The sequence below is a fragment of the Brevibacterium jeotgali genome (assembly GCF_900169175.1).
GTDB lineage: Bacteria > Actinomycetota > Actinomycetes > Actinomycetales > Brevibacteriaceae > Brevibacterium > Brevibacterium jeotgali.
Window position 1 is genome coordinate 39,792 of the sequence record NZ_FXZM01000006.1, and the last position, 26,012, is coordinate 65,803.

At 68.8% G+C, this 26,012-nt stretch carries 23 protein-coding genes; 10 read left to right on the plus strand and 13 right to left on the minus strand.

Translation table 11 applies throughout. The features are described 5' to 3' along the window. The first annotated feature begins 95 nt into the window (after positions 1-95). Both BJEO58_RS07395 and BJEO58_RS07400 read left to right on the plus strand, forming a co-directional pair. On the plus strand, positions 96-1,589 hold the full coding sequence (locus tag BJEO58_RS07395) for a CoA-acylating methylmalonate-semialdehyde dehydrogenase (RefSeq protein WP_101588846.1): 1,494 nt from the start codon (positions 96-98) through the stop codon (positions 1,587-1,589). A 32-nt stretch (positions 1,590-1,621) separates the two neighbouring features. Further along, positions 1,622-3,070 carry an aspartate aminotransferase family protein gene (locus tag BJEO58_RS07400; RefSeq protein ID WP_373270411.1) on the plus strand — a complete coding sequence of 483 codons (1,449 nt, stop codon included), beginning with the start codon at positions 1,622-1,624 and terminating at the stop codon, positions 3,068-3,070. Positions 3,071-3,206: 136 nt separating this feature from the next. Here the strand turns inward: BJEO58_RS07400 and BJEO58_RS07405 are convergent, their stop codons facing one another. The 3 genes from BJEO58_RS07405 to BJEO58_RS07420 all read right to left on the minus strand — a co-directional run bounded on the left by BJEO58_RS07405 (position 3,207) and on the right by BJEO58_RS07420 (position 5,843). Further along, positions 3,207-4,730: an AMP-binding protein gene (locus BJEO58_RS07405; RefSeq protein ID WP_101588847.1), complete on the minus strand. Its 1,524-nt coding sequence runs from the start codon at positions 4,728-4,730 to the stop codon at positions 3,207-3,209. A gap of 3 nt (positions 4,731-4,733) precedes the next feature. Further along, the gene (locus BJEO58_RS07410) at positions 4,734-4,925 is read right to left on the minus strand and encodes a hypothetical protein (protein WP_101588848.1); all 192 of its coding nucleotides are present in this window, start codon (positions 4,923-4,925) and stop codon (positions 4,734-4,736) included. Between the two features lie 312 nt (positions 4,926-5,237). Continuing rightward, positions 5,238-5,843, minus strand: a complete 606-nt coding sequence (locus tag BJEO58_RS07420) for a GntR family transcriptional regulator (protein ID WP_101588948.1) — start codon at positions 5,841-5,843, stop codon at positions 5,238-5,240. A 131-nt stretch (positions 5,844-5,974) separates the two neighbouring features. On the opposite strand from BJEO58_RS07420, the gene BJEO58_RS07425 reads away from it, so the two are divergent. Continuing rightward, positions 5,975-8,089, plus strand: coding sequence for an oxidoreductase (locus tag BJEO58_RS07425; protein ID WP_101588850.1), 2,115 nt, complete (start codon positions 5,975-5,977; stop codon positions 8,087-8,089). Between the two features lie 55 nt (positions 8,090-8,144). On the opposite strand, the gene BJEO58_RS07430 is transcribed toward BJEO58_RS07425, so the two are convergent. Genes BJEO58_RS07430 through rraA form a run of 3 tightly spaced genes read right to left on the minus strand, consistent with a single transcriptional unit; the run spans position 8,145 to position 12,294 of the window. Continuing rightward, positions 8,145-11,111: a DEAD/DEAH box helicase gene (locus BJEO58_RS07430; RefSeq protein WP_101588851.1), complete on the minus strand. Its 2,967-nt coding sequence runs from the start codon at positions 11,109-11,111 to the stop codon at positions 8,145-8,147. After that, complete coding sequence (locus BJEO58_RS07435) at positions 11,111-11,818, minus strand: alpha/beta fold hydrolase (protein WP_101588852.1); 708 nt, start codon at positions 11,816-11,818, stop codon at positions 11,111-11,113. Before BJEO58_RS07435 ends, BJEO58_RS07430 begins: the two co-directional genes overlap by 1 nt. Continuing rightward, a complete protein-coding gene (gene rraA / locus BJEO58_RS07440; protein ID WP_101588853.1) occupies positions 11,815-12,294 on the minus strand; it encodes a ribonuclease E activity regulator RraA in 480 nt (159 codons plus the stop codon). Before rraA ends, BJEO58_RS07435 begins: the two co-directional genes overlap by 4 nt. Before the next feature lie 154 nt (positions 12,295-12,448). Between rraA and BJEO58_RS07445 the strand changes: the two genes are divergently transcribed. Genes BJEO58_RS07445 through BJEO58_RS07455 form a run of 3 tightly spaced genes read left to right on the plus strand, consistent with a single transcriptional unit; the run spans position 12,449 to position 14,459 of the window. Further along, complete coding sequence (locus BJEO58_RS07445; RefSeq protein ID WP_101588854.1) at positions 12,449-13,525, plus strand: pirin family protein; 1,077 nt, start codon at positions 12,449-12,451, stop codon at positions 13,523-13,525. Next, on the plus strand, positions 13,522-13,923 hold the full coding sequence (locus tag BJEO58_RS07450; protein ID WP_101588855.1) for a GNAT family N-acetyltransferase: 402 nt from the start codon (positions 13,522-13,524) through the stop codon (positions 13,921-13,923). The genes BJEO58_RS07445 and BJEO58_RS07450 overlap by 4 nt, the downstream gene beginning before the upstream one ends. Positions 13,924-13,925: 2 nt before the next feature. Next, positions 13,926-14,459 carry a carboxymuconolactone decarboxylase family protein gene (locus BJEO58_RS07455; RefSeq protein ID WP_246075891.1) on the plus strand — a complete coding sequence of 178 codons (534 nt, stop codon included), beginning with the start codon at positions 13,926-13,928 and terminating at the stop codon, positions 14,457-14,459. Between the two features lie 20 nt (positions 14,460-14,479). Here BJEO58_RS07455 and BJEO58_RS14970 read toward each other — a convergent pair whose 3' ends face one another. From BJEO58_RS14970 to BJEO58_RS07470, 4 genes are all read right to left on the minus strand, one after another. Continuing rightward, positions 14,480-14,629 (minus strand): hypothetical protein, encoded by a 150-nt coding sequence (locus BJEO58_RS14970; RefSeq protein ID WP_180951879.1) that lies wholly within the window; start codon positions 14,627-14,629, stop codon positions 14,480-14,482. Between the two features lie 275 nt (positions 14,630-14,904). Next, a complete protein-coding gene (locus tag BJEO58_RS07460) occupies positions 14,905-15,792 on the minus strand; it encodes an SDR family oxidoreductase (protein WP_101588857.1) in 888 nt (295 codons plus the stop codon). 283 nt (positions 15,793-16,075) lie between these two features. Continuing rightward, entirely contained in the window at positions 16,076-17,032 is a 957-nt protein-coding gene (locus tag BJEO58_RS07465) for a phosphotriesterase family protein (protein ID WP_101588858.1), read from the minus strand. A gap of 159 nt (positions 17,033-17,191) precedes the next feature. Beyond that, complete coding sequence (locus BJEO58_RS07470) at positions 17,192-18,112, minus strand: LysR family transcriptional regulator (RefSeq protein ID WP_101588859.1); 921 nt, start codon at positions 18,110-18,112, stop codon at positions 17,192-17,194. A gap of 71 nt (positions 18,113-18,183) precedes the next feature. On the opposite strand from BJEO58_RS07470, the gene BJEO58_RS07475 reads away from it, so the two are divergent. Further along, complete coding sequence (locus BJEO58_RS07475) at positions 18,184-19,296, plus strand: YeiH family protein (RefSeq protein ID WP_101588860.1); 1,113 nt, start codon at positions 18,184-18,186, stop codon at positions 19,294-19,296. Between the two features lie 82 nt (positions 19,297-19,378). On the opposite strand, the gene BJEO58_RS07480 is transcribed toward BJEO58_RS07475, so the two are convergent. Further along, positions 19,379-20,035: a GntR family transcriptional regulator gene (locus BJEO58_RS07480; protein ID WP_246075890.1), complete on the minus strand. Its 657-nt coding sequence runs from the start codon at positions 20,033-20,035 to the stop codon at positions 19,379-19,381. A gap of 82 nt (positions 20,036-20,117) precedes the next feature. Here BJEO58_RS07480 and BJEO58_RS07485 point away from each other — a divergent pair, with 82 nt between their 5' ends. After that, on the plus strand, positions 20,118-21,416 hold the full coding sequence (locus BJEO58_RS07485; protein WP_246075889.1) for an MFS transporter: 1,299 nt from the start codon (positions 20,118-20,120) through the stop codon (positions 21,414-21,416). A gap of 5 nt (positions 21,417-21,421) precedes the next feature. On the opposite strand, the gene BJEO58_RS07490 is transcribed toward BJEO58_RS07485, so the two are convergent. Beyond that, positions 21,422-22,384 (minus strand): ornithine cyclodeaminase family protein, encoded by a 963-nt coding sequence (locus tag BJEO58_RS07490; protein WP_101588862.1) that lies wholly within the window; start codon positions 22,382-22,384, stop codon positions 21,422-21,424. A 332-nt stretch (positions 22,385-22,716) separates the two neighbouring features. On the opposite strand from BJEO58_RS07490, the gene BJEO58_RS07495 reads away from it, so the two are divergent. Beyond that, a complete protein-coding gene (locus tag BJEO58_RS07495) occupies positions 22,717-23,460 on the plus strand; it encodes a DUF5058 family protein (protein WP_101588863.1) in 744 nt (247 codons plus the stop codon). Between the two features lie 13 nt (positions 23,461-23,473). After that, positions 23,474-24,235 (plus strand): hypothetical protein, encoded by a 762-nt coding sequence (locus BJEO58_RS07500; RefSeq protein WP_246075888.1) that lies wholly within the window; start codon positions 23,474-23,476, stop codon positions 24,233-24,235. 33 nt (positions 24,236-24,268) lie between these two features. Here BJEO58_RS07500 and BJEO58_RS07505 read toward each other — a convergent pair whose 3' ends face one another. Then, entirely contained in the window at positions 24,269-25,729 is a 1,461-nt protein-coding gene (locus BJEO58_RS07505) for an MDR family MFS transporter (RefSeq protein ID WP_101588949.1), read from the minus strand. Positions 25,730-26,012 lie beyond the last annotated feature (283 nt).

Genomic DNA, 26,012 nt, shown 5'->3' on the forward strand with positions numbered 1-26,012 from the left:
CGTGCCGCGCCGCCCACACTGGGGCCATCGGATCGCCGCAGTCGAGCGACCGCCGCGCACGCGCGATCACAGCACTCGCAACGAGGGGAGTCACCGTGACCACCATCAGCCACTGGATCAACGGCCGGACAGTCGAAGAATCTCACGGAGCGCGCTTCGGGGACGTCGTGAACCCCGCCACCGGGGTGAGCTCCGGTCGCGTCGCGCTCGCCTCCGCGGACCGCGGCCGCGAGGCGATCCAGGCGGCGGCAGACGCCTTCCCCGCCTGGCGCGACACATCGCTCACCAAGCGCACGTCGATCATCTTCACCTTCCGCGAGCTGCTCAACGCCCGCAAGGAGGAGCTCGCGGCGATCATCACCGCCGAGCACGGCAAGGTCCTCTCCGATGCACTGGGCGAGGTGAGCCGCGGCCTCGAGGTCGTCGAGCTGTGCTGCAACATCTCCTACCTCCTCAAGGGCGGCCACTCGGAGAACGCATCCACCGGCATCGACGTGCACTCCGTCCGCCAGCCGGTCGGCGTCTCAGCCATCATCTCGCCGTTCAACTTCCCGGCGATGGTGCCGCTGTGGTTCTTCCCCGTCGCGATCGCCACGGGCAACACCGTCGTCCTCAAGCCGTCGGAGAAGGACCCGTCGACCGCGAACTGGCTCGCGGAGCTGTGGAAGGAAGCGGGGCTGCCGGACGGCGTCTTCAATGTGCTCCACGGCGACAAGGAGGCGGTCGACACACTGCTGACCGACCCGCAGGTCGACTCCGTCTCCTTCGTCGGCTCCACGCCGATCGCGAAGTACATCTACGAGACCGCCAGCGCGCACGGCAAGCGCGTCCAGGCTCTGGGCGGAGCGAAGAACCACATGCTGGTCCTGCCCGACGCGGACCTCGACATCACGGCGGACTCCGCGGTCAACGCGGGCTACGGCGCCGCAGGCGAGCGCTGCATGGCCATCTCCGTCGTCGTGGCCGTCGATGCGATCGCGGACGAACTCGTCGCGAAGATCGCAGAGCGGACAAGGGGCCTCAAGGTCGGCGATGGCACGCGCGATTCCGACATGGGGCCGCTCATCACGGTCGCGCACCGCGACAAGGTCGCGGGCTACATCGATGCCGGCGTGGAATCCGGCGCGGAGCTGGTGCTGGACGGACGCACCTCCACCCCGGACGCCGACAGCGATGCCGCGTTCCTCAACCCGACGCTGTTCGATCGGGTCACCCCGGACATGTCGATCTACACGGATGAGATCTTCGGCCCCGTCCTCGTCGTCGTCCGCGTGCCGTCCTACGACGAGGGCCTCGACCTCATCAACGCGAACCCGTACGGCAACGGCACCGCGATCTTCACGAACGACGGCGGCGCGGCACGCAGGTTCGAGAACGAGGTCCAGGTCGGGATGGTCGGCGTCAACGTGCCGATACCCGTGCCGGTCGCCCACTTCAGCTTCGGCGGGTGGAAGAATTCCCTGTTCGGTGACACGCACGCGTACGGCGCGGAGGGCGTGCACTTCTTCACCCGCGGGAAGGTCATCACCAAGCGCTGGCTGGACCCCAGCCACGGCGGCATCAACCTCGGGTTCCCCACCAACTCGTGAGCAGCAGCTCAAGCGGACGCAAGGAGTCGACGATGACCATGACCAATACAGACCACAGTACCACCGCGGCATCCGGTGACGTCGACGCGCAGACGACTGCGGCCTCGGCGACGGGGTCCGGCTCGACAGCCGGCCCGGTGACGGAGGAGATGCTGGCCCGCGGCCGGCGGGCCCACGAACTGGACCGGAAGCACGTCTTCCACTCCTGGCAGGCGCAGGGACCCTTCAGCCCCATGACGATCGTCAGATCTGAGGGAACGCGGATCTGGGACGGTGAGGGTCGAGAGCTCCTCGACTTCTCATCCCAGCTGGTCAACACGAACATCGGCCACCAGCACCCGGCCGTCGTCCGTGCGATCCAGGAGCAGGCGGCGGACATCTGCACGATCGCGCCGCAGCACGTGAACGACGCCCGGTCGGAGGCGGCCCGCCTCATCGCGGAGATCGCACCCGACGGACTCGAGCACGTCTTCTTCACGAACGGCGGTGCCGACGCGAACGAGCACGCTGTGCGCATGGCACGCCTGCACACCGGCCGGAAGAAGGTGCTGTCGGCCTACCGCAGCTACCACGGGGGCACGAACCTCGCAGTGAACCTCACGGGCGATCCGCGCCGGTTCCCGAACGACAATCCCGGCGACGGGATCGTCCGCTTCATGCCGGCGTACCCGTACCGGTCCTACTTCGGGTCGACGACAGAGGCGGAGGAGACCGAGCGGGCGCTGCGCCACCTCGAAGACATGATCGTGCTCGAGGGCGCGCAGAACATCGCAGCGCTCCTCCTCGAATCCGTGCCGGGGACCGCGGGCATCTACACGCCTCCCGCCGGGTACCTCGAGGGGGTCCGGGAGCTCACGGAGCGCCACGGCATCATGCTCATCACCGACGAGGTGATGGCCGGGTTCGGTCGCACCGGGGAATGGCTCGCGATCGACCACTGGGGCGTGACTCCGGACCTCATCACCTTCGCGAAGGGCGTCAACTCCGGCTACGTGCCACTGGGCGGCGTGATCATGTCCGACGAGGTGTACTCCTCGTTCGTCGACCGGCAGTACCCGGGCGGACTCACGTACTCCGGTCATCCCCTGGCGTGCGCCGCGGCCGTCGCGACGATCACCGCGATGCGCGACGAGGGCATGGTCGAGAACGCGAAGCGCCTGGGCGATGAGGTCATCGGCCCCCGCCTCGAGGAGATCAAGGCGAAGCACCCGTCCGTGGGTGACGTCCGCGGTCTGGGCTGCTTCTGGGCGATCGAGCTCGTGAAGAACCGTGAGACGAAGGAGCCGATGGCGCCGTACGGCGGCTCCTCCGACGCGATGAATGCGGTGCTGGGTGCGATAAAGTCCGGCGGCGTCCTGCCGTTCGCCAACTTCAATCGCATCCACGTCGTCCCGCCGCTCAACGTGAGCGAGGACGACGTGCGCACCGCGCTCGACGTCATCGACCGCGCGCTCGATGTGGCGGATCAGCACGTGGAGTGACGCGAGCAGGGCGAGGCTGACGCCCCACTGCCGGTGAGTAGAACCCGGTCCGGTTCTCCACGAATCTGGACCAGGTTCTACTCATCGGACGCTGCAGCGACGCCCCGGCTCACCGCGTGTCGCGGGACGACCGCCGTCAGACCTCGTCGCGGAGCAGGTTCTTCTGGATCTTGCCGGTACCACTGCGGGGGAAGGCGTCCTTCACGACGATGTCCTTCGGCAGCTTGTACCGCGCCAACCGACCGTCGCAGAACTCGCGGAGGTCTGTGAGGGTGGGCGGATCCTCATCGCTGTGGGGCACGACGACTGCCACGGGGACCTCGCCCCACTTCTCGTCCGGGCGACCGACGACCGCCACCTCGGCGACCTTCGGATGCCAGGCGAGGACGTTCTCGAGCTCGGCGCAGTAGATGTTCTCCCCACCGGAGATGATCATGTCCTTCACCCGGTCGACGACGTAGGTGAATCCGTCGTCGTCCTGCTTGACGAGATCGCCCGAGTGGAACCACCCGCCGGCGAAGGCCTCGGCCGTCGCGGCCTCGTTGTTCCAGAATCGATCCATCACGCCCGGCCCGCGATAGACGATCTCGCCCACCTCGCCGCGCGGAACATCGTTCATCTGACCGTCGACCACGCGGATCGACACGTTCCGGTCCGGCAGACCCACCGACCCGAGCTTGCGCAGCGAGTCCTCGTGGTTGAGCGACAGCCCCGAGGCCGTCGTCTCCGTCTGCCCGAATGCGGCCTGCGAGACCGCCTCCGGGAACGTCTCACGCAGTGCCGTCAGCAGCGCCTCCGTCGCAGGGGCTGCGCCCCAGCTGTAGAAGCGCAGGTCCACATCGCGCGGCGCTCGTCGCTGCTCATCGTTGATCAGCTGCCACTGAGCCGGAACCATGAAGGTGCGCGTCACACGGTGCTCTGCCATGACATCGAGCAGATGGCCCGCGTCGAACCCCGTCGACGCGGTGATCACGGAAGCCGCACCGTTGGCGATATTCGTCGTCATGACGTTGAATGCCGCGATGTGGAACATCGGGGAGGCGATGAGAACGGCGTCCCTGCCGGGCTCATATGCCCACGACGCGGACGAGCGCATCGTCGTGCTGAGGAAGTTCGAGTACGTGAGCACGGCGCCCTTGGGCCTGCCCGTGGTGCCCGAGGTGTACATGATCGCCTGATCGTCAGTCTCCGCGCACACCACCGGGTCAGGGATCGTCGTCTCGCCCGTCGGTGCGGCGAGTGCGTGGAGGTCCATGACCTGCACCGCGCTCCCGCCCTCCGCCACCGCCGCCTGGACGGTGGGCGTCCTGTCCTCGTCCGCGACGACGACCGCCGGCTCGCAGTTGCCGATGATGTAGGCGACCTCGCCGGCAGCAAGGCGGAAGTTCACCGGGACGATGATCGCACCCAGGTAGTTGGCCGCGTACGACGCGACGGGGAACTCCGCACAGTTTCCTGCCACCAGAGCCACCCGATCACCGCGCTGCACCCCGGCCGAGGCCAATCGTGCCGCCGCCTGCTGGACGCGCACCAGGAACGAGTCGAACGTGATCCGGGTACTGCTGTCGACCATCGCCGGACTGTCCGGCAGTTCGCGGGCATGTCGATACGCCGCCGCGATCGGCAGGTGGGTGCGGGAGAGCGCTAGCTCTGTGTTCACTGATCATCCTCCATTGGTGTCCATTGCTGTTCCGGGGCGGTGCTGCTCCGCTGCCTCTGTGAAGAGACGCTCGCCCAACGGCCTGAAATCGATGCTGCCCGGCTCGTACCACTCATCGAGCTCCGTCAGTCCGCCGTCGTCGGTGTACCCCAGCTCCTCGACGATTCCCGTCCACTTGTCCGCGAGTCCGTGCATCTGATCCCGGATGTCCTCGGGCAGACGGCCATCGGCGATGAGGTCGTCGACCAGCTCCTCCTGCTTCGCAACGAGGACGTCCAGTACTCACCGGAGCTCATGAGAGGCGAGAGGGGGACGGGCTCCAGATCCGCGAGGCCTGACGAGACAGTCCTCTTCCTCGTTCTCACGTTTGAACCCACTCCCTTGTGCGCACATGCTTCATCGGCGGACTGCCAGTCCTCATCAACTTAACAAGCGATCGTTCGGCATGTCCAGAGCTCAGGCGCCATCCCGGACCAGCAGTCAGGCTGCCGCGCCGGCTCGCCGCATCTACGTCAGGAAATACCGCAGGTTGTCGTCCACCAGGTCGACGGCCCTCTCCGCCTCCCCCGCTTCGATGAGGTCGATGAGCCTGTTCAGCTGCGCGGCGCTGTCGCGGTCGGCCTGCCGCGGCTTCTCCTCGTCGTGGGCGACGCGGCTCTGGTCGCGCAGGCGCAGTCCGATCGATGCTGCGCGCTCCCCCAGGCCACGGCTCAGGATCAGGAAGTGGAACCGGCGGTCGGCAGCGAAGAAGGACTTCCGATCCTCAGCCTCGGCGGCGACGACGGCATCGTCCGCAGCGGTGCGCAGATTCCTCACGAGGACCGGATCCCGCGCGTCGCACAGCGCCTGCACCGCGGGGGCGGCGAGCAGGAGGCGCAGGTGCAGGATCTCGTCGAGGTCCGCGCGGGTGACCGGAACCAGCCGGTATCCGCGGTTGGGGACGGCCTCGACCGTGCCGTCGGCGACGAGCGACATCATCGCCTCCCGGACAGGACTCAGTGACATGCCCAGGGTCTTCGCCAGCCCTGCGGCGGAGAAGATCCGGTCCTCCCCCAGATCACCCACTGCGATGGCGGAGCGGATCTCCTCGAGTGCGGTCTCTCGCAGCGACATCGTCGGCACCCCTCAGCTCTTGCGCGAACGTGTTCTCGGTCACTACAGTACATGTACTCGGTAATCGATTACCGAGTACCCGGATCGCAACGACGCGACCCGACACCGCGATGCGCTGGAGGTTCCCCCTCATGTCATCCCACGCCTCGGACCCGCTGCTCACCCCGTTCTCCATCGGCTCCGTCCGACTGCGGAACAGGATCGTCTCGACCTCGCACGAACCCGCGTACACGGACAACGGCATGCCCGCAGAGCGCTATCGCCGCTACCACGTGGAGAAGGCACGCGGCGGGGTGGGACTCACCATGATCGGCGGCTCCGCGATCGTCTCCCGCGACTCCCCTGCCGCGTTCGGCAACATCGACCTGAGCACGGACGAGGTGGTCCCCTGGCTGCGGAAGCTCGCGGACGAGGTCCACGACCACGGCACGAAGGTCATGATCCAGGTGACCCATCTGGGCGCCCGGTCCTCGAACTTCACCGGCGACTGGCTGCCGCTCGTCTCTGCGAGCCGGTACCGCGAACCCGCACATCGCGCCTTCGCGAAGGAGGCCGAGGACTGGGACATCGAGCGGATCATCGACGACTACGCCTCGGCGGCCCGCAGGGTGGCCGCCGGCGGAATGGACGGCCTGGAGCTGCAGCATTGGGGCCACCTCATGGACTCCTTCGTCTCCCCGCGGCTCAACCACCGCGAAGACGAGTACGGCGGATCGCTCGAGAACCGCCTGCGCTTCCCCCTGCGCCTCCTCGACGCGGTGCGGGCCGCAGTGCCGGACGACTTCGTCGTCGGAGTGCGGATGAGCATGGACGAGCTGCGAGAGGACGGGCTGGACAGCGACGACGCGATCGCGATCCTGCAGCGCTACATCGAGCACGGCGTCCAGTTCGTCTCCGTCACCGGCGGGCGCATCGAGAGCGACCGCGCGCTGGCGGAGGCGATCCCCGGCATGGGCACCCCGTCGGCCCCCTTCCTCGAACTCTGCCGCACGGTGCGAGCTGCGGTGTCCGTCCCGGTCCTCCACGCCACCCGCATCGCGGACGTCCCCACGGCGCGCCACGCGGTGGACGACGGGTGCGTCGACCTCATCGGCATGACCCGCGCGCAGATCGCGGACCCGTACCTCGTGGAGAAGCTGGCGGCCGGAGAGGAGGACGACATCCGCCCCTGCGTGGGGGCGAACGCCTGCCTCGACGCGATCTACGTGTCCGGGTCCGCGCACTGCATCCACAATCCCGCGACAGGACGGGAGGAGACGCTGCCGCAGCGGATCCGCACCCTGGGGCTCGCGCGGCGCTCGCGGCGCGTCGTCATCGTCGGAGCCGGACCCGCCGGACTCGAGGCCGCCAGGGTGTGCGCGATGCGCGGGCATGACGTCACACTGCTGGAGGCCTCCGATCGCCATGGCGGTCAGGTCGCGATCGCCGCCCGGTCGGAGCGTCGCAGGGACCTCATCGGGATCGTCGACTGGCGCCTGCAGCAGGCGCGGAAGAACGGTGCGGACATGCGGTTCAACGTGCTCGCGGACGAGGACACCGTCCTGGATCTGGAGCCCGACGTGGTCTTCGTCGCGACCGGCGGCATGCCGAACACGGAGGTCTGCGCGGGCGCGGAGCACGTGCTCGATGTCTGGGACGTCATGACGTCCCCGGTCGTCGCCGGCCAGCGGGTGCTCGTCTACGACGACAACGGCTCCTACTCGGCCCTCGACGCGGTCGAACGGCTGGCGCGCGCCGGCGCCGAGGTCGTCTACGCATCACCGGAGCGCACCATCGCGGTGGACGTCGGGTCGATGAACTCTCCCGCGTACCTGCGCTCGATGGCCGAGCACGGTGTCCCATCACGCCTGACGGAACGACTCATCGCAGTCGAGGAGACCGACGACGGGCTCCGCGCCACCCTGCGGAACGAGTACGCGGACACGGAGACCACGACCGACGTCGACGCAGTGGTGGTCGACAACGGCACCCTCCCCAACGACGAGCTCTACCGGGCGCTGAAGGCAGGCTCCCGCAATGGCGGGGCGATCGACTACGACGCCTTCGTCGATCCGCTGGGCACGCTGCGCGCGCAGGCGACGGCGGCGGTCACGGCGACAGCGGACGCCGAGGCCGAGGAGGAGGTCCCCGTCGGGAGTCTCCCCGACGCGCCGGGCTACGAGCTCTTCCGGATCGGCGACGCGACGACCAGCCGCAGCGTCCACGCCGCGATCCTCGACGCGCTCCGCCTGTCCCTGCTGATCTGACGCCACCACCAGCGCGCCCACACGCCCAGCAGCGCTCTCACACGTCCAGCAGCCCTCACACGTCCAGCAGCCCGCGCACGTCGTCGGCGGTCAGCACCCGGGAGAACGCCCCCTCCCGGACGCCGTCGCCGTCGTCCCACAGCGCGTCCGTCAAGGCGGTCTTGCGCTGCTGGAGATCGACCACCTTCTCCTCGATCGTGCCTGCGGCGACCATGCGATAGACCATCACGGAGGAGTCCTGGCCGATCCGGTGCACGCGGTCGATCGCCTGCTCCTCCGCGGCGGGGTTCCACCACGGGTCCATGAGGAAGACGTAGTCCGCCTCCGTGAGGGTGACGCCGAAGCCGCCCGCCTTGAGGCTCAGCAGGAACACCCCCGCCTCCCCCTCCCGGAAGCCCCGGATCACGTCGTCACGCCGCCTCGTCGTCCCATCCAGACGGGAATGCGCGACCCCGCGCTCCGTGAGCTCCTCCCCGATCCGGTCGAGGAACGACGTGAACTGGCTGAACACCAGCACGCGGTGCCGCTCCCCGAGCACGTGCTCGAGGTCCTCCATCAGCGCGTGGAGCTTCGAGGACATGACGCCCGCGTACTGCCCGTCATCGACGATCGACGGATCCAGCGCGAGCATCCGCAGCAGCGTGAGTGAGCGGAAGACGATGAAGCGTCCGCGGTCCATCCCCGGTTCGCGCACGTCGTCCAGCAGTCCCAGGACCTTCTTGCGCTCCCGCTGCAGCACCGCGTCGTACACCTTCCGGTGCTCCGGCAGCAGATCGACGGTGCGCACCTGCTCCTGCTTGGGCGGCAGCTCCTCCACCACCTGCTCCTTCGTCCGGCGCAGCACGAACGGGCGGATCCGGCGCTTGACCAGCGCGAGTCTGTGCGGTGCTGTGCCGTTCCCGATCGGCTTGGTGAAGTTCTCCCGGAACGCGACGGGTGACGGGAAGAGGCCCGGCGCCGTGAGCGACAGCAGCGCCCACAGGTCGTCGAGCGAGTTCTCCACAGGCGTCCCGGTGATCGCCAGGCGGAAGGGTGCCCGGACACGGGCGAGCGCGTCATACACCTGCGTCGAGCGGTTCTTCGCGAACTGCGCCTCGTCGATGACGAGTCCGGCCCAGGGCAGGGCGGCGTAGTCGTCGGCGTCCAGTCGCAGGCGCGCGTAGGACGTGACGACGACGTCGGCGTCCCGCACCTCATCCGCGAGCCTCGTCTTCCGCGCCGCGCGGGTCGCCTCGATCACCCGCACGTCGAGCCCCGGCGCGAACCTGGCCGCCTCGCCCTGCCACACGCCCACGACCGAGGCCGGAGCCACGACGAGGAACGGGACAGCGGCGTCGGACGCCGCTTCGCGCGCCCGCACGATGAGGGCGAGCGCCTGGACCGTCTTGCCGAGCCCCATGTCGTCGGCGAGGATGCCGCCCAGCTCGTTCTCGTACAGGAAGCTCAGCCATGCGTACCCGTCGGACTGGTATCCGCGCAGGTGGGCGGCGAGTCCGACCGGTGGATCGGGCTGCGGGATCTCGTCGAGGTCCCGCAGTGCGCCCACCGTCTGCCGCCAGGCGATGGCCTCGGCGGACGAATCCGCGGCGTCGACGAAGTCCTCCCACAGGCTCACCTGGAAGCGGGAGATCTTCGGCGCACGGGGATCCCACTCCCCCAGCTCCTCGGCACGGGCGATGAGTTCCTTGAGCCGGTCGAAGGCCGGATGGTCCAGTGCGAGGAACGACCGGTCCGGCAGCAGGATCCTCCTCCGCCCCTCGGCCAGGGCCCGGAAGAGCGTGGCGAACGGGATCGAGCGCCCGGCGACCGTCACCTCGAAGCCCAGGTCGAACCAGTCCCGCGACTCCGTCTCCTCGCTGGTCACCCGGACGGTGGGCGGTTCCGTCAGCTCGCGGTAGTCCGGCCGGGCGCCGCTCACCTCGACGCGGACGCAGTCCAGCTCCTCGAGCCGCGGCAGCACACGGACGGTGAAGGAGGCGGTGTCCACACCCCTCAGATCCTCCCGCTCCGCAGTGCCGGCGCCGGGCCAGTGCAGGGCGGCACGGTCGCGGACCACGGCCTCGGCGGCGGTGTCCCGGCCGGCCGCCTCACCGCTGGTGATCGGGTACTCCCGGCGAGGTCCGGAGTAGGACCAGGACCAGTGGAGCTCGGCATCGTCCCTCTCGCCGAAGACCACGAGGAGCGCGAGCCGCGGTGGCTGCACCTCCGGCAGCTCGACCGTCTCATCCAGGCTGGTGACCGGCGCGACCGAGCGGAGGACCGGGAAGAACTCGTGTGTGAATTCCTCCGCATCCCCGGCGTCCACGACCAGGGGCTCATGCCGGCGCATGAGGTCGACCTCGTGCGCGGGGATGGGCCGATCGACGGGGGCGAGCACCAGCTCCAGGTCCGCGCCCGGATTCGTGAGCTCTCCGTGCAGGCCCGCGAATCCGTGGCTGCCCACCAGACTGAACGCGCTGACGGGCCGGTCATCGATCGCCAGCTCCGGTTCGACGTGGATCCGATCGTGGGCGTCTCGGCGGAGGTCGAAGCGCTTGATCGCGGAGTCCCCCCGGGTGACGCGGGTGACGAGTCCACCGCCCACGAGCGCGACACCGGCGGAGGTGAGGCGGTCGAGCAGCGTCCACAGGAGCGGGCTGGGATAGCGGTCCAGCCGCAGCACGCCGGCGTCGCCCGGGTTCAGGTTGCGGTCGTCGCGGGAGAGCCTGTTGATCTGGTCGAGGAGCGCGCGCACGGGAGCGTCCGGCCCGCGGCCGTGCTGGGCGAAGGACCGCCAGGTGAGGCCTCCGCGGCGGAACGTCCCCGGCCGCGCGCCCTCTTCGAGCGGCCGGACTCCGACGAACCACGGATCACCGGCCTCGAGCCGAGCGCGATCGAGCGCCTCGAGGGTGGAGGAGTAGAACCATCCGCGCGCATCGTCCGCGTAGAGCTCGAACGACAGGGCATAGCGGGTCCCCGGTTCGTCCTGCGTCGCGGCACGGCTGAGAGGAGCGAGCAGGCGCTTCCATTCGGGCTCGCGCATCAGGCTGCCGACCGCACCCGCTCCACCAGGCGCTCCAGCGCCGCGCCGACACTGACGGGGTCCTCCAGGGGTGGGGTGTGACCGACGGACTGATCGACGACGACACGTGCCGCAGGGAACACGTCCCGCCACGCCGCCGCGTCGTCCGGGGAGCGCTTGGGGTCGAGGCCGCCGTGCAGCACCTCGACCGGCAGGCGCGGTCGGGTGCCGCGCGTGCGGAGGTCGGTCGCCGCCTGATCGGCCAGGACCTCGACCGCGGGCGCTCCACCCACACGGCGGGCGTAGGCGACCATCGCCTCGATCCACTCCTCCGGGCTGTCCTCCGGGACATTGCGCCGGGCATGGCGGATGAGCACCTCGTCCGACACCGGGTCGGCGAGCTCGTCGAGCATGCCCGCAACCGTCGCGTGTCCGCGCATGTCGGGTCCTGAATCGATGAGGACGAGACCTCTCACCTGGTCCGGGAACGCGAAGGCCGCAATCGCTGCGATCGCACCGCCCGTCGAGTGTCCGACCAGCACGCAGGGGGCACCACCGGCAAGCCCCACGGCGTGCGCCGCGGCGTTCAGGAGAGTGCACGGCTGTGCGTTCTCCATCCAGGCCGCACCGACGCCGCTGCTCCCCAGCGGCACGGGCACATCCGCGAACACGTCCGGGCTCACGTGGGTGCCGGGGATGAAGACGGTGGTGAGATCGCCTGCGGTCACGGTTCGATCAGGATCCCGTCTTCGTCGGCCCACAGCTTCTTCCCGGGCGTGAACGTCACGCCGCCGAACTCGACCGGCACGTCCTGCTCACCGACCCCGTCCTTCGCGGACTTCCGCGGGTTGGACCCGAGTGCCTTGATCCCGAGGTCGAGCTCCCGCAGCGCCGTCCGGTCCCGGACAGCGCCGTGGATGACGACGCCCGCCCAGCCGTTCTCCACCGCCGAGGCCGCGATCAGGTCTCCCATGAGAGCGGACTCGAGTGAGCCTCGGCCGTCGATGACGAGCACCGCGCCCGCACCCGGTGTCGCGAGCAGGGACTTCACGAGTGCGTTGTCGCGGAAGCACCGAATGGTCCGGATGGGGCCCGCGAAGGCCCGTCGTCCGCCCAGATCCTGGAACTGCTGGGTGCACGAATCGAGCGCATCGCCCCGTTCGTCGTAGAGGTCTGCCGTGATGACGTCCTGCGCGTTCTCCATGACGCCAGGGTACCGATCGGCCGCAAGGTCACGTGACCCCGATCATGTTCCCCATGGGACGATGGGCGTGGAATACGGAGGCTCTGCGCGAGGTTCTCAGTTGATAGTTGAACTACGTGGTTGACGGACGAGCCCGACGCCCCAGGAGGCTGCCATGAGCAACGTCGAAGCCCACCCGGCCGAGGTCCTCTGCCGGAGCGAGGGCCTGCCGGGGCCCGACTCCGCGTGCGCCGACGGTGTCCCGGTCGAGCTCATCACCTCACGCGAGGTCCCACTGGGAGGCCCGCGGGCCATGCTGGTGCGCAGGACACTGCCCCAGCGGCAGCGCTCCCTGATCGGCGCGTGGTGCTTCGTCGACCACTTCGGGCCCAGCGATGTCCGCGACACGGGCGGAATGGACGTCGCCCCGCACCCCCACACGGGGCTGCAGACGGTCAGCTGGCTGTTCGAGGGCGCGGTCGCGCACATCGACTCCGGCGGCGGCGTCGGCACCGTCCTGCCCGGGGAGATCAACCTCATGACCGCCGGCACCGGCATCTGCCATTCGGAGACGTCGACGGATGGGACGACGACGCTCCACGGCGTACAGCTGTGGCTCGCGCTGCCGGACGCCGTCCGGAACAGTCTGGGGCGCGCGTTCGAGCACTTCGAGCCGCAGCCGGTGGCGCTGGACGGCGGAACCGCCCTCGTCTTCATCGGTTCGCTGCTGGGCGAGGACTCGCCGGTCAGCGTGTACTCGCCGCTGGTCGGGGCGGAGCTGCGCCTGGAGGCCGGCGCGGTCCTCGATCTGCCCGTGGATGCGGCGTTCGAGCACGGACTCCTCGTGGATTCCGGCGACGTCGCTCTCGAAGGCGTCGCACTCACCCCCGGCACTCTGGGCTACACCGGGATCGGCAGCGAGCGCCTGCGCATCGCGAACACCGGCACCGGTCCCGCACGCCTCATCCTCATCGGCGGTGAGCCGTTCGAGGAGGAGATCGTCATGTGGTGGAACTTCATCGGCCGCGATTCGGATGAGATCGCGCAGTACCGCGCGCAGTGGCAGGAGGAGGATGACCGGTTCGGACGGGTCGAGGGCTATGTGGGCCACGGCGGTCCCGGACGCGACCCGGACGGCCGCTCGCGCCTCCCTGCACCCACACTCCCGAACGTCCGCATGCGCGCGCGGAAGAACCCCCCGCCGCACGTCCAGGACAGCTCGACGAACAGCGATACGAGGAGCGGATCATGACCGACCAGCAGCTCACGGACAAGACCGGCGCAGCCGTCACAGTGGCACTCGACCAGGAGCGGCGCGCGTATGCCATCACCCTCGACAGCGGCGAGGTGGCGGGGCGGACCTTCTTCACCCCGGCCTCGGCGACGGAGGACTCCGGCGGAGCCGAGGAATGGATCTTCTTCCACACCGAGGTCGATGACTCGTTCGGCGGCCGCGGGCTGGGCGGCATCCTCGTCGGGCAGGCGATGGCCGATGTCGCGGAACGCGGCGTGACCGTCGTGCCGCTGTGCCCGTTCGTGAAGGGCTGGCTCGAGAAGAATGAGGACGCGTACGCCTCGCAGGGCGGCACCGTCCGCAGGGCGGGGCCCTCCGACGTCGACGCGGCACAGGCCGCCTCGAAGGGAGCATGAGCGTGACGACGACGCAGAACACGGCGGTGCACACCGCCGCGGGTACGGCGACGGACGCTGACCCGGGGGTCCCGAAACGCCGACCGTTCATCGACAAGGAGCATCCGGACGTGCAGAAGGCCCTGGTGAAGGCGTCCACCGCCTCCCGCACCGCTTCCAAGGGCGCGGGGCTGGGCGACGACACGATCGAACTGGTCAATATGCGGGTCTCGCAGATCAACGGGTGCCTCACGTGCCTGAGCCTGCACGCACCCCGCGCCCGCGCCGCAGGCGTCACGCAGCAGCAGTTGGACGTGCTGCCCGCCTGGCGCGACGCGATGACCGTGTATTCGGGTGTGCAGCGTGCGGCACTCCTCATCGCGGAATCCCTCACGGTCATCGACACGAGCCAGGACCGGGATGCGATCGTCGCGCAGGCTTCTGCGCATCTCACCACGGAGCAGATCGCCGCAGTGGAGTGGACCGCGGTCATGATCAACGCGTTCAACCGCGTCTCGATCGCGAGCGGCCACCCCGCCCTCGCCGCGAAGGGCTGACGGGAAGGGGTCGCGCCCGATCAGCGGCCGCGTGGACGCTGCGGGCCAGCCGCGTGGACGAGGGGGCCAGCCGCCGCTCGCAGCGCTGCGAGCGCCACGTTCCAGGGGATGCGCTCCTGCTCGAGCCGCACATCGCCTTCGCTGCGCACCCGGGCGAGCGCGATCGTCACCTGCTCCGTTCCCGGCCCATCGCCCTCGCACCCTCGCACATGCCCGCCGAGGGGCCACGACCGCCGAGGGACGGCCTTATGGTTCGGGGGACGGGCGCAATCACCCGTCCCCCGAACCATAAGGCCGTCCCTCGCGAGGAGAGAGCCGCCGCGCTCATCAGCAGACCCCACTTGTGAAGAGGGTCGGCGGGATGCCGGGTGTCACCACCGACTCGACGGATCGCCGGCGCGAGAACGGCGTCCTCGACCAGCCACTAGTCGAACCTCTGCAGGTCTCACTCCTCGGAGAACAGCGCTTTCTCCACCGCCTCCGAGATGTGCCCGGAGCCCACGAGCCCCAGCCCGCCGTCGACGGTGTACTGGGAACCCGTGACGTAGGCGCCCAGCGGGCCGGCCAGCACCGCCGCCATCGCGCCGACCTCCTCCGTCTCCGCATAGCGCCCCAGGGGCACCGCGCGCTTCCACATGTCATCGCCGGTCGGGCCGGCCAGTCGGGTCATGCCCTCTGTGCCCGCTACTGGTCCGGGCACCAGTGAGTTCGACCGGATGCCGTGCTCGCCCCACTCGACCGCCAGATCCTGCATGAGCATCTCGATGCCGGCCTTCGCCGCACCGACGTGCGCCTGGTACTTCGTCGCTTTGAACGCCTGGCTGGCGGAGATGAACAGGATCGAACCTCGTGTCTTCTGCAGCGACGGGAACGTGGCCTTCGCCGCGTGGTACGCCCCCATGAGGTCGATGTCCACGACCGTGCGGAACGCGTTGGAGCTCATCTCCTCCGCCTTCGCGAAGAAGTTCCCCGCCGCACCGGCCACGGTGATGCTGATGTCGCCCAGCTCGGACACCGCATGGTCGACGGACGCCTGGAGAGCCTCGGGATCGCGCACGTCAGCCGCCTTGTAGGCGACCTGCGCGCCCATCCCGCGCAGCTCCTCGGCGGCGCCGGCCAGCCGCTCTTCGGTGCGACCGCAGAGCGCGACCGCCGCACCGCAGCGGGCGAACGCCCGGGCGATGCCCAGGTTGATCCCCGAACCGCCTCCCGTAATGAATGCGACGTGCCCCTCGAGCATCGTGGAAGAGAGGTGTCCGATCGGGTCGTGCGCTGATGGCTCTGTCGCTGATGCCGCCGATTCTGCCGATGCCGCTGGTGATGTGCCGGTCATGGTGGTCCTTCCGCAGTGTGCGTCAGATGCGCCCCTCGCCCTCCGGCCACGTCGCCGGTCAGCGCAGTGCCGTGTGCCTCATCGCTCCACGCGGCTTCGCGCGGCATCGGAGAGCACACCCAGCACCACGGCTCGCACCTTCTGCTCCACATACTCGTCGACGGAGAGCCTCTGCGCATGGACGTACCAATGTGTGAGAGCGCAGGTGTGCGCGGGCACCAGGAAGCCGTCGGCGAAGCAGCTTCGCCCTCTCCGCCCGTCCGGCCTCGCCCTCTCCTGCGCCCTATTCGAAGTACCGCCGGATGTTCCCCACGAGCATGGTGTCGATCTGCTCGTCCGTCACGCCGCGCTCACGCAGTGCGGGGAGGACGTCTTCCGTGATGTGGCGGTAGTTCCACGTGGGCACGGCCTGCTTCTTCGCCTCCGGATCGAACCAGTCGATGAAGCAGGCGGCATCGTGGGCGAGCACCATCCGATCGGCGTATCCGTCCGCTGCCAGCTGTGCGACGGTGTCGACCCGGCCTGCGAAGGGCAGCAGCACGTCGAGTCCGAAGCGGTCCATGCCCAGGAGGGATCCGGCGTCCGCGACCTCCTTGAGGTAGTCGAGGTCCGTCGAATCCCCCGAGTGACCGATGACGACTTTCGTGAGATCGGCACCTTCTTCCCGCAGGACTCGCTGTGCGTCCAAGCCGGAGCGCGTGTGGGGATTCGTGTGGACCGTGATGGGGGCTCCGGTGCGCACATGCGCCTGTGCCACCGCCCGCATCACACGCTCGACTCCGGGGGTCATGCCCTGTTCCTCGATCGCGCATTTGAGGAACGCCGCCCGCACGCCGGTGTCCGCGATCCCCTCCGTCAGATCCTTGACGAACAGCTCCGTCAGCGGCTCCGGCTGATCGAAGAGCAGCCCCGGGCCGGTGTAGTGGAACTGGAACGGGATCTCGTTGTAGGTGTACAGCCCCGTGGCGACGACGATGTTGAGGTCGGTCCGCTCGGCGATCCGCTGGATGCGCGGGATGTACCGGCCCAGGCCCAGAACGGTGGGGTCCATGATCGAGTGGATCCCCAGTCCCTTCAGCTCATTGAGGTCTCGCACCGCCAGATCGATCATCGCCTCCTCGTCCCACTCCTGGTAGTTGAGGCGATACTCCTCGCCCAGGACGAACACGTGCTCGTGCGCGTAGGTGCGCCCCAGCTGTCCGCTGTCGATCGCGCCCCTCACCGTCTCCACCGTCGCCATCTTCGGCCTCCTTCCGACGTCGCCGTCGAACGTCGTCACCACTCAGTGACGTGTCACCGCTCTGTGACCCATAGCACGATCGTAGCCCCAAGCTCGGGCACACCGGAGGATGTCACCTGCACACAGCAGTGCGCCACATATACATCCGGGGATGCCACTTCACACCTGTGCCTCGCCTGAGCGCTGCGCGACCTCCACCAGATCCCCTGCCGCCCCGGTCAGACGTCGCGGCCCTCTCCACACCGCAGTGAATGAACGGCGCACGCCATCGCCCGCGATCGGCACGCGCAGGAGCTCTCCCGAGTCCAGCTGCGCACGCACCGCCAGGGCACTGAGCACCGCCGGGCCCGCGCCGGATGCGACCGCGATCCGCACTGCGGCGTTGCTGCCCAGGACCATCGCGGGCGGCGCCAGCGGACTGTCGCCCACGACGGCCTCGAGAGCCTCCCGGGTGCCGGAGCCGCCCTCCCGCACGACCAGCGCAGTCGCGGCGAGCTCGTCCAGCCCCACCGGTTCGGTCCGCTCAGCCCACGGATGATGCGCCGCGATGACGAGGATCAGTTCGTCATCGCCGACGACGCGCGCATGGACGTCGCGGGGGACGTGCGGAGTCTCGACGAACCCCACGCGCAGCCGGCCCTCGCGCACGTCGTCGATCACATGCGTCGAGTTCTCCACCTCGAGGTGGACATGGGTATCCGGAATGCGCCGACGCAGCTCCGTGAGCCAGACGGGCACGAGGTGCTCGGCGATCGTCATGCTCGCGCCCACGCGCAGTTCCGGCGCGTCCTCGTCACGGGACGTCCGCAGCCATTCCGTGAAGTGGTCTGCGGCGGCGAGCAGCTCACGGGCATGTGCGGCGTAGACCAGGCCTGCCGGGGTCGGACGCGACCCCCGCGGGTGCCGATCGAGCAGAGGGGCCGCCGCCTCCGCCTCGAGGCGCGCGATGAGCCGACTCGCATTCGGCTGGTGAAGGCCCAGGCGTCGCGCCCCCGCACCCAGGCTGCCCTCGTCCACGACCGCGACGAAGAGGGCGAGCGCCTGCAGATTCGGCGGTCCGGGCGAATACTCCAATGACATATCACAATGATATGCACCAGTGCTGTTTCCCCGTCTACCGGTGTCACCGCGCGCTTGGCAGAGTCGCACCCATGCACGCATCCACCCCGACTCCATCCGCTGTTCCGACTCCCGGGAGAGCGTCGAGCGACCCGTCGGCAGTGCGCGCACCGACCCGCCTCCCCGGCCTCGTCCTCTGCACTGCCGCAGCGCTCATCGCGTACGCTGCGGGGCAGTTTCTGCCGGGCATGAGCCCGCTCATCCTCGCGATCCTCGGTGGGATCATCGTGGCGAACCTCGTCCCCCTCCCGGAATCCACAGCTCCCGGAATCGCATTCTCCGCGAAGCCGGTGCTGCGTGCCGGCATCGTGCTCCTGGGCCTGCAGGTGGTGCTGGGAGACATCGTCGGGCTCGGGTTCGGAGTGATCGCGGTCGTCCTCGGCATCGTCGCCGCCGGGATCGTCGGAACGATCGCGATCGGCAGAGCATTGGGCCTGTCGCCGGTGCTCAGCGTGCTCGTGGCCTGCGGCTTCTCGATCTGCGGAGCCGCTGCGGTCGGGGCCGTCGCCGGTGTCGTGGATCCGAAGCAGAAGCACGCCCAGGACGTCGTCACCGCCGTCGCGCTGGTCGTCCTCTTCGGCACCCTCATGATTCCACTGCTGCCGCTGACCGCCAGCCTCCTCAACCTCGACAGCACCACGGCCGGCCTCTGGGCCGGCGGGGCGATCCACGAGGTCGCACAGGTCGTCGCGGCCGGCGGCGTGCTGGGCGGCGGAGCGCTGGCCATCGCGGTCATCGTCAAGCTCGCCCGGGTCCTCATGCTGGCGCCCGTCATCGCGATCCTGAGCGTGCGAGAACGCCGCCGTGCCGCCACAGCCGAGGTCCGGGCCCCCGCCGGCGCCGAGGCCTCCGCAGCCTCCGACGCCACCGCCCCGACGGCACAGCTGCCGCCGATCGTCCCGCTGTTCGTCGCAGGCTTCCTCACGATGGTGGTCGTGCGCTCGTTCGTGCCCGTGCCGGAGGTCGCACTGGATGTCGCCGGTGTCGCCCAGACCCTGCTGCTGTCGGCTGCGATGTTCGCCCTGGGCTGCGGCGTGAAGGTGCGAGCGCTCGTGCAGGTCGGCCCGAGGCCCTTCGTCCTCGCAGCCCTCTCGACGATCCTCGTCGCCTCACTTGCGCTGACGGGCATGCTCCTGGTCGGCTGACCGCAGCTCGTCGGCTGAACTCGGCTGGTCGGCCAGACTCATCTCGTCGACCAGACTCATCTCGTCGGCGGGACCCCGCAGCTCACGGCACGAAGCGGAGCGGTTCCACGGCGGCGTTGTGGGTATCGCGCAGGTGAGCGCGCAGGGACTCCGCGAAGAGCGCGACGTCGCCGGACCGCAGCGCCTCGATCAGCGCGCGATGCTCCGCGAGCATGGCCATGCGGCGCTCAATGAGCCGCGTGCCCTGCCGAAAGAGCATGAAGCGGCGTCGATCGGCCAGACGATCGCTCATCTCCAGCAGGACCGCGCTGCCGCCCGCTTCGACGAACATCCGGTGGAAGCCGGTCGTGTGGTCGATGAAGACCGGGAGGTCACCATCCGCCAGAGCGGTCTCCTGCGCCTCGACCGACTCCTCCAGCCGCGGCAGCAGGCGCTCGATCGTCGCCGTCGTCGCCCGCTGCACCGCAGCGGACTCGAGCATGTACCTGGCATCTGCGATCTCTGCGATGTCGCGCTCGCTCAGACCATTCACCAGCGCCCCGCGCTTGGGGTAGATCGTCACCCACCGCTCCTCCTGCAGCCGCGCCAGAGCGGCGCGCACTGGAGTACGGCTCATCCCCAGATGCTGGGCGAGCCCGGCCTCACCCAGCATCTGCCCGGGAGCGAACCCGCCCTCGAGGATCGCATCACGAAGGTGCCGGTACGCACGCCCGGCAGCTGACGAATCGTCGGTGCCCACCTGTCCACTCCCCTTCGTGCAGTCCCCTCGGGCATGTAGTATCCATCTTGTATCCTAGATGACGACGACAAGGACGGCGACGGTGACGTCACAGAAGACCGCTCTGGCCAAGCTGTTCACAGCCCAGCTCTTCGCCGGCGCGGGGATCGCTTCCGGCTATGCCGTGGGCGGCCTGCTCGCAGAGCAGATCACGGGCAGGACGGCCATGGCCGGCTTCGCGCAGATGAGCGTGATCCTGGGAGCCGGCCTCGTCGCCTATCCCCTGTCCACCCTGGCGGCGCGGTTCGGCAGGCGCACCGCGCTGACGCTGGGGTTCGGAATCGGCACGCTGGGTGCCGCGGTGGTCCTCATCGGTGTCGCCGTGGGCCTCCTGCCGCTGTTCATGGTCGGGATGATGCTGTGCGGCTCCTCCACCGCCGCGGGTCTCCAGGCCCGCTATGCCGCATCGGACACCGCGAATCCCGCGAAGCCCGGGCAGGCGATGTCGATCGTCATCTGGGCGACGACCGTCGGATCCGTGCTGGGGCCCAACTTCACGGAGCCGGGCTCGCGGCTGGGCGAGCTGCTCGGCATGAATCCGCTGGCAGGGCCGTACGTCATCTCGATGGGCTGTTTCCTCCTCGCAGCGACCGCAGCCTTCACCCTCACACCGGAGCGTCGTGCAGTCAGCAGTCCTGCGTCTGCACAGGAGACGACTGCGCGCTCCGCACCCCACGACCGCCCCCGGCTCGGCGAGGCCCTCCGCTACCTGCTCCGACAGCCCGTGGCCCGCTACGCCGTCATCACCGTCATCACGGGGCAGATGATCATGACCAACGTCATGGTGATGACGCCGGTCCACATGGACCACCAGCACTTCGACCTCACAGCCGTGGGCATCGTCGTGAGCATCCACATCATGGGAATGTACGTCTTCTCCCCCGTCTTCGGCTGGATGTCCGACAGGTGGGGCCCCGGCAGCGTCATCACCTCGGGAGCAGTCGTCTATGCCGTGACCGTCGCACTGGGGATCTATGACTCGCTGCTGCCGACATCGAACTTCGTCATCCTCAACATCGCGCTCTTCCTGCTGGGCGTCGGCTGGTCCATGTTCCTCATCGGCGGGTCGTCCCTGCTCGTGAAATCGGTGAGCGACCGCATGCGGGTGCCGCTGCAGGGCATGTCCGATTCCGCGATGAATCTGGGCGGCGCACTCATGGCAGCGTTCGCGGGCACCGCGCTCCAGGTGGGAGGGTTCTTCCTCATCAACGCGCTCGCAGGAGTCGTCCTGCTCGTCAACATCCTCTTCGCCCTGCTCGCCCGCCGGCGGTCGCGCGCTGAACATCAATCGGAGGAGACGACGCCTGCAGCAGTCCGGCAGCTCGCCCGCGACCTCGACTGAGCCGGTCAGCCGGTCGAGTCGCCCGCCCGCTGCAGGATGGCTTCGGCGAATGCCAGGTCCTGGAGTGCGAAGCCGGAGCTGTCGAACACCGTGATCTGTTCGGCGTCGGCACGGCCCGGGGCCGCCCCGGTGAGAACGGCGCCCAGGGCGGTGACGGGGGCCTCGGGTGCGGCGTGCGAGAACTCGCCGATCGCCCGCGCCTGGTCCGGCAGGTCACAGAAGAGGGCACCGCGCTCGTAGAGACCCGCCGCCAGCTCCTGCTTGCCGGAGCCGTCCGCGCCCATCGCCGAGACGTGGGTGCCCGGCCGCACCCAGTCGGCCTCGATGACGGGGGATTTCGCATTGGTCGCGGTGACGACGACGTCGGCCCGCCGGACGCCGGCCTCGATCGAGGTCGCCTCGATCGTCACGCCGACCGTTCCCCCGTCCGCCGCCGAGGTGCCCAAGACCTCGCGCAGCTCCGCCGCCCTCGCCTCGGCGGCCACAGGACGGCGACCCGCGACGAGCACGCGCTCGAAGTCCCGCACGCGGAACGCCGCACGTGCCTCGTAGAGAGCCTGGTGGCCCGTGCCCACGACGGTGAGCACACGGGCGTCTTCGCGGGCAAGGGTCTGCACTGCGAGCGCGTCGGCCGCGGCGGTGCGGAAGCCGTTGCCCGCAGCGGCCTCGACGACGGCTCGGATCCGTCCGGTCTCCGGATGCAGGAGGATGACCGACGATCCGTGGTTTGACAGTCCGTGGACGTCATTGCCGGGCCAGTAGCTGCCGATCTTGATGACGGCGGACGTCCCGCTCGAGCCGGATTTCACAGTGAAGCGATGGCCGATGCCCGTCATGGGCGCGACCACGACGGGGTAGACGGTTCCGTCCGTCACAGCGGCGATGAAGGCCTCCCGAGCCGATTCCAGCGCGAGCGCCTCGTCGACCAGCTCCCGCGACACCGCCTCATCGACCACACGGATCGTCATCCCGGCCTCCTCCATGCCCAGCGTATGAATGCAGTCCGAAGACTGCCGTCCGAAGACTGCCTATGCTGACCCTAGGCGATGCGGCTGGCAGGCCGCGGCCGGGCGATGCCTGACCTCTCCGTCTCACGCTGACGTCGTCGTCGCGGACCGGAGACGGTTCCATTTCCGAGCGCGAGGCAATACGATGCATGCCAAGGTGCTGGAACGGACGATCACCAACGACGGTGATCACCTGACGACCACTGATGACCGCCTCGGTCGCGGTCTGTGGGACCAGCGCTCGCGGCCAACGGCTGCAAGACGACCAATCCCGATCACGGGAAGGTGCAGCGATGCTGCTGACCCAAGGATCCTCAACCGACATCGGCGCCGTCGCGAATGCACCCCTTCTGTGGGTGCTGGCTCTGGCAGTGATGGGCGTCGTCGCGCTGCAGTCGATCATCTACATGGGCGCCGTCCGCAAGAACGCGGCAGCGGCGGACATGAGCCAGGCCGAGGTGCGCAAGGCCTTCCGTGCGGGCGGCGTCGCCGCGATCGGCCCCTCACTGGCCGTCGTGCTGGTGGCCGTCGCGCTGCTTCCCCTCTTCGGCACCCCACCGATCCTCGTCCGCATCGGGCTGATCGGTTCGGCCGCGACTGAGGTCGCATCGGCCGAGGTCGCAGCCAGGTCGATGGGCTCCGGACTGAGTGGCGGAGAATACGACGTGGACGTCTTCGTCGTCGCGTTGACGGCGATGAGTCTGTCGGGCGCCATGTGGATGCTGGCCACCCTGATCATGACGCCGCTGCTCAAGCGCGGATCGGCCAAGCTGACCGAGGTGAATCCGGCGCTGATGTCGATCGTGCCGAGCGCCGCACTGCTGGCCGCGTTCGCCGCACTGACTCTGACGGAGTTCCCGAAGTCTGGGACTCACATCATCGCCGTGGCCGCGTCCGCGGTCACGATGGGCATCTGCCTGGCGATCGCCAAGGCCGCCGATATCAACTGGCTCCGCGAATGGGCCCTGGGCTTCGCGATCCTCGTCGGTCTCTTCTGCGCCTACTTCGCCCACAACTCCGGCCTGGGCGCCGCCTGATCGAGGAGGGACGATGAGTACGGATATCGCCGCGCTCGACGCCGCGTACACCAAGACCACCGACCGCTGGGGCAGGATCACACTGCTGCTGGGGCTGCTGATCGCGACCTCGGTGCCCTTCTACCTGCTCTTCACCGTCGATCTCAACATCACAGCAGGAAACGTCATCGGCGGGTTCCTCGCCGTGGCTGCCGTCTACGGAGTCTTCTGGGTGGTCGAGCCGCTGACCTACTATCCGATCCTCGGCCCGGCAGGCATGTATCAGGCCTTCATGATCGGCAACATCTCCAACAAGCTCCTCCCGTCGGCGATCGTGGCGCAGTCGACGATCGGGGCGAAACCGGGTACCAAGAAGGCGGAGTTCGCCGCCACCGCCGCGATCTGCGGAGCAGCCCTCATCCACGTCATCTCGATGCTGCTGCTGGTCGGGATCCTCGGAAGCTGGCTCGTGTCGATCACACCGCCGGGCATCACCGAGATCGCGCAGAACTACATCCTGCCGTCGATCCTCGGCGGCGTCACAGTGCAGCTGATCGCCACACTCAAGCAGGTGCGGGCAACCGTCATCGCGTTGTCCGCCGCAGCACTCGTGGTGTTCGTGCTGCTGCCCCTCGTTCCGGTGCTGGGTGCCGTGGGCATCGCGCTGGCGGTGATCATCACGATCATCGCCACCTGGCTCATGCGGCCCGCGAGCATGCGAGGCCCCGGCGGTAGAGGCCCCGGCAGCACGGGAGACGGCGAGCAGTCCTCGGGCGGTCAGGTGGGGATCAACTGAACCGAGAACCGTCCGCCCACCCGCCCGTCCGCCTCAGTCGGCGACCTGTTCTCCCGCCTCCTGGTCCTCCGGCTTCTGGATGAAGAAGGAGAGGACGACGGGGAGGATCGCGATGCATGCCGCGATGAGGAACGCGGCACGCGCACCCGGAGCGGCGGCATCCGCGGCGGGCAGCCCTGCTGCCTCACCCGAATGCAGTGCGGCGGAGTAGACCGCCACGAGGAGTGCGGTGCCTGCGGCTCCACCGACCTGCTGGAGGGTGTTGAGCACCGCAGAACCGTGCGAGTAGAGGTGTCGCTGGAGCGAACCGAGTGATGCGGAGAACAACGGCGTGAACGATGCGGCGAGGCCCAGAGACATCACGCTCTGGACCACGACCAGCGTCCACGTGGGTGTAGCGGTGCCGACGGTCGAGTACACGAACATCGCCGCGGCGATCATGATGGTGCCCGGAACGAGCAGCACACGCGGTCCGCGCGCGTCGTAGATCCGGCCCATGAGCGGACCCAGCAGACCCATGAGGAGCGATCCCGGCAGCAGCACCATGCCGGACTGCGCCGCGGTGAGGCCGGCGACGGTCTGGAGGAACAGAGGCAGCAGCGAGAAGGTACCGAACATCGCCAGGGCGACGATCGCCATCATGATGACGGACAGCACGTAGTTGCGCGACCGGAAGACCCGCAGGTCCAGCAGTGCGCGCTCCCTCTTCTGCAGGGACAGCTGCCGCCACACGAACACGACCAGGACCACGAGGCCACCGGCGATGGCGCCCCACCCGATGAGCTGGACGGCCGAACCGGCATCATCGGTGCTCGCTCCGCCGAACTGGCTGAGGCCGTACACGATCCCGCCGAACGCCAGTGCGGACAGCAGGATGGACGACACATCGATCGGCGCGCTGGTCGACTCGCCCAGGTTGGTCATCCACTTCGCGCCGAGACCCAGGGCGACGAGCGCGATCGGCAGGACGATGCCGAACAGCCACCGCCATCCGAGGTTGTCGAGGACGATGCCGGACATCGTCGGTCCGATCGCGGGGGCGAGCGAGATGACGAGGCCCACGCGGCCCATCATGCGTCCGCGCGAGTGCGCGGGCACGACGTTCATCATGGTCGTCATGAGCAGTGGCAGCATGATCCCGGTGCCGGCGGCCTGCACGACGCGGCCCGCCAGCAGAGGGAGGAACCCGGATGCGACCAGGCAGAGCGCGGTGCCCGCAGAGAAGGTGGTCATCGCTGCCAGGAACACCTGGCGGGTCGTGAATCGCTGGAGGACGAAGCCGGTCGTCGGGATGACGACTGCCATGGTGAGCATGAAGGCGCTCGTGAACCACTGTCCCTGCTCGGGCGGAATGTCCAGGGAGACGTTGAGCTCCGGGATGGCGATGGCCATCGTCGTCTCGTTGAGGATCGCCACGAAGGCGGCGATGAGCAGGAGCCAGATGACGCGCATGCCCGCGGGATCGATGTCATCGTTGCGCGACACTGCGCGCATGCTTCCGGTATCGGTGGTCACGGCTGTGCTCCGAGTCTGTGAGTGGTGTTCCGGCGCACGGGCGGCAGGGCGACCATGGGTGCGTTCAGTGTTCATCAGGCGTCATCTGTGAAGTCGGGAGGTGCTGAGTTCACGCATCGCTCCAGCTCAGATGAGGGGACTACTCTAGCACCGTGCGATTCGGACCGATAGACCCCCGAGTGTGACCCGCACCTCGGCCTCCGGGCTCAGTTCTCCCTGCAGGCGGGCCCCTCCTCCGGCTCACGAATCCGGTGCCCTCACC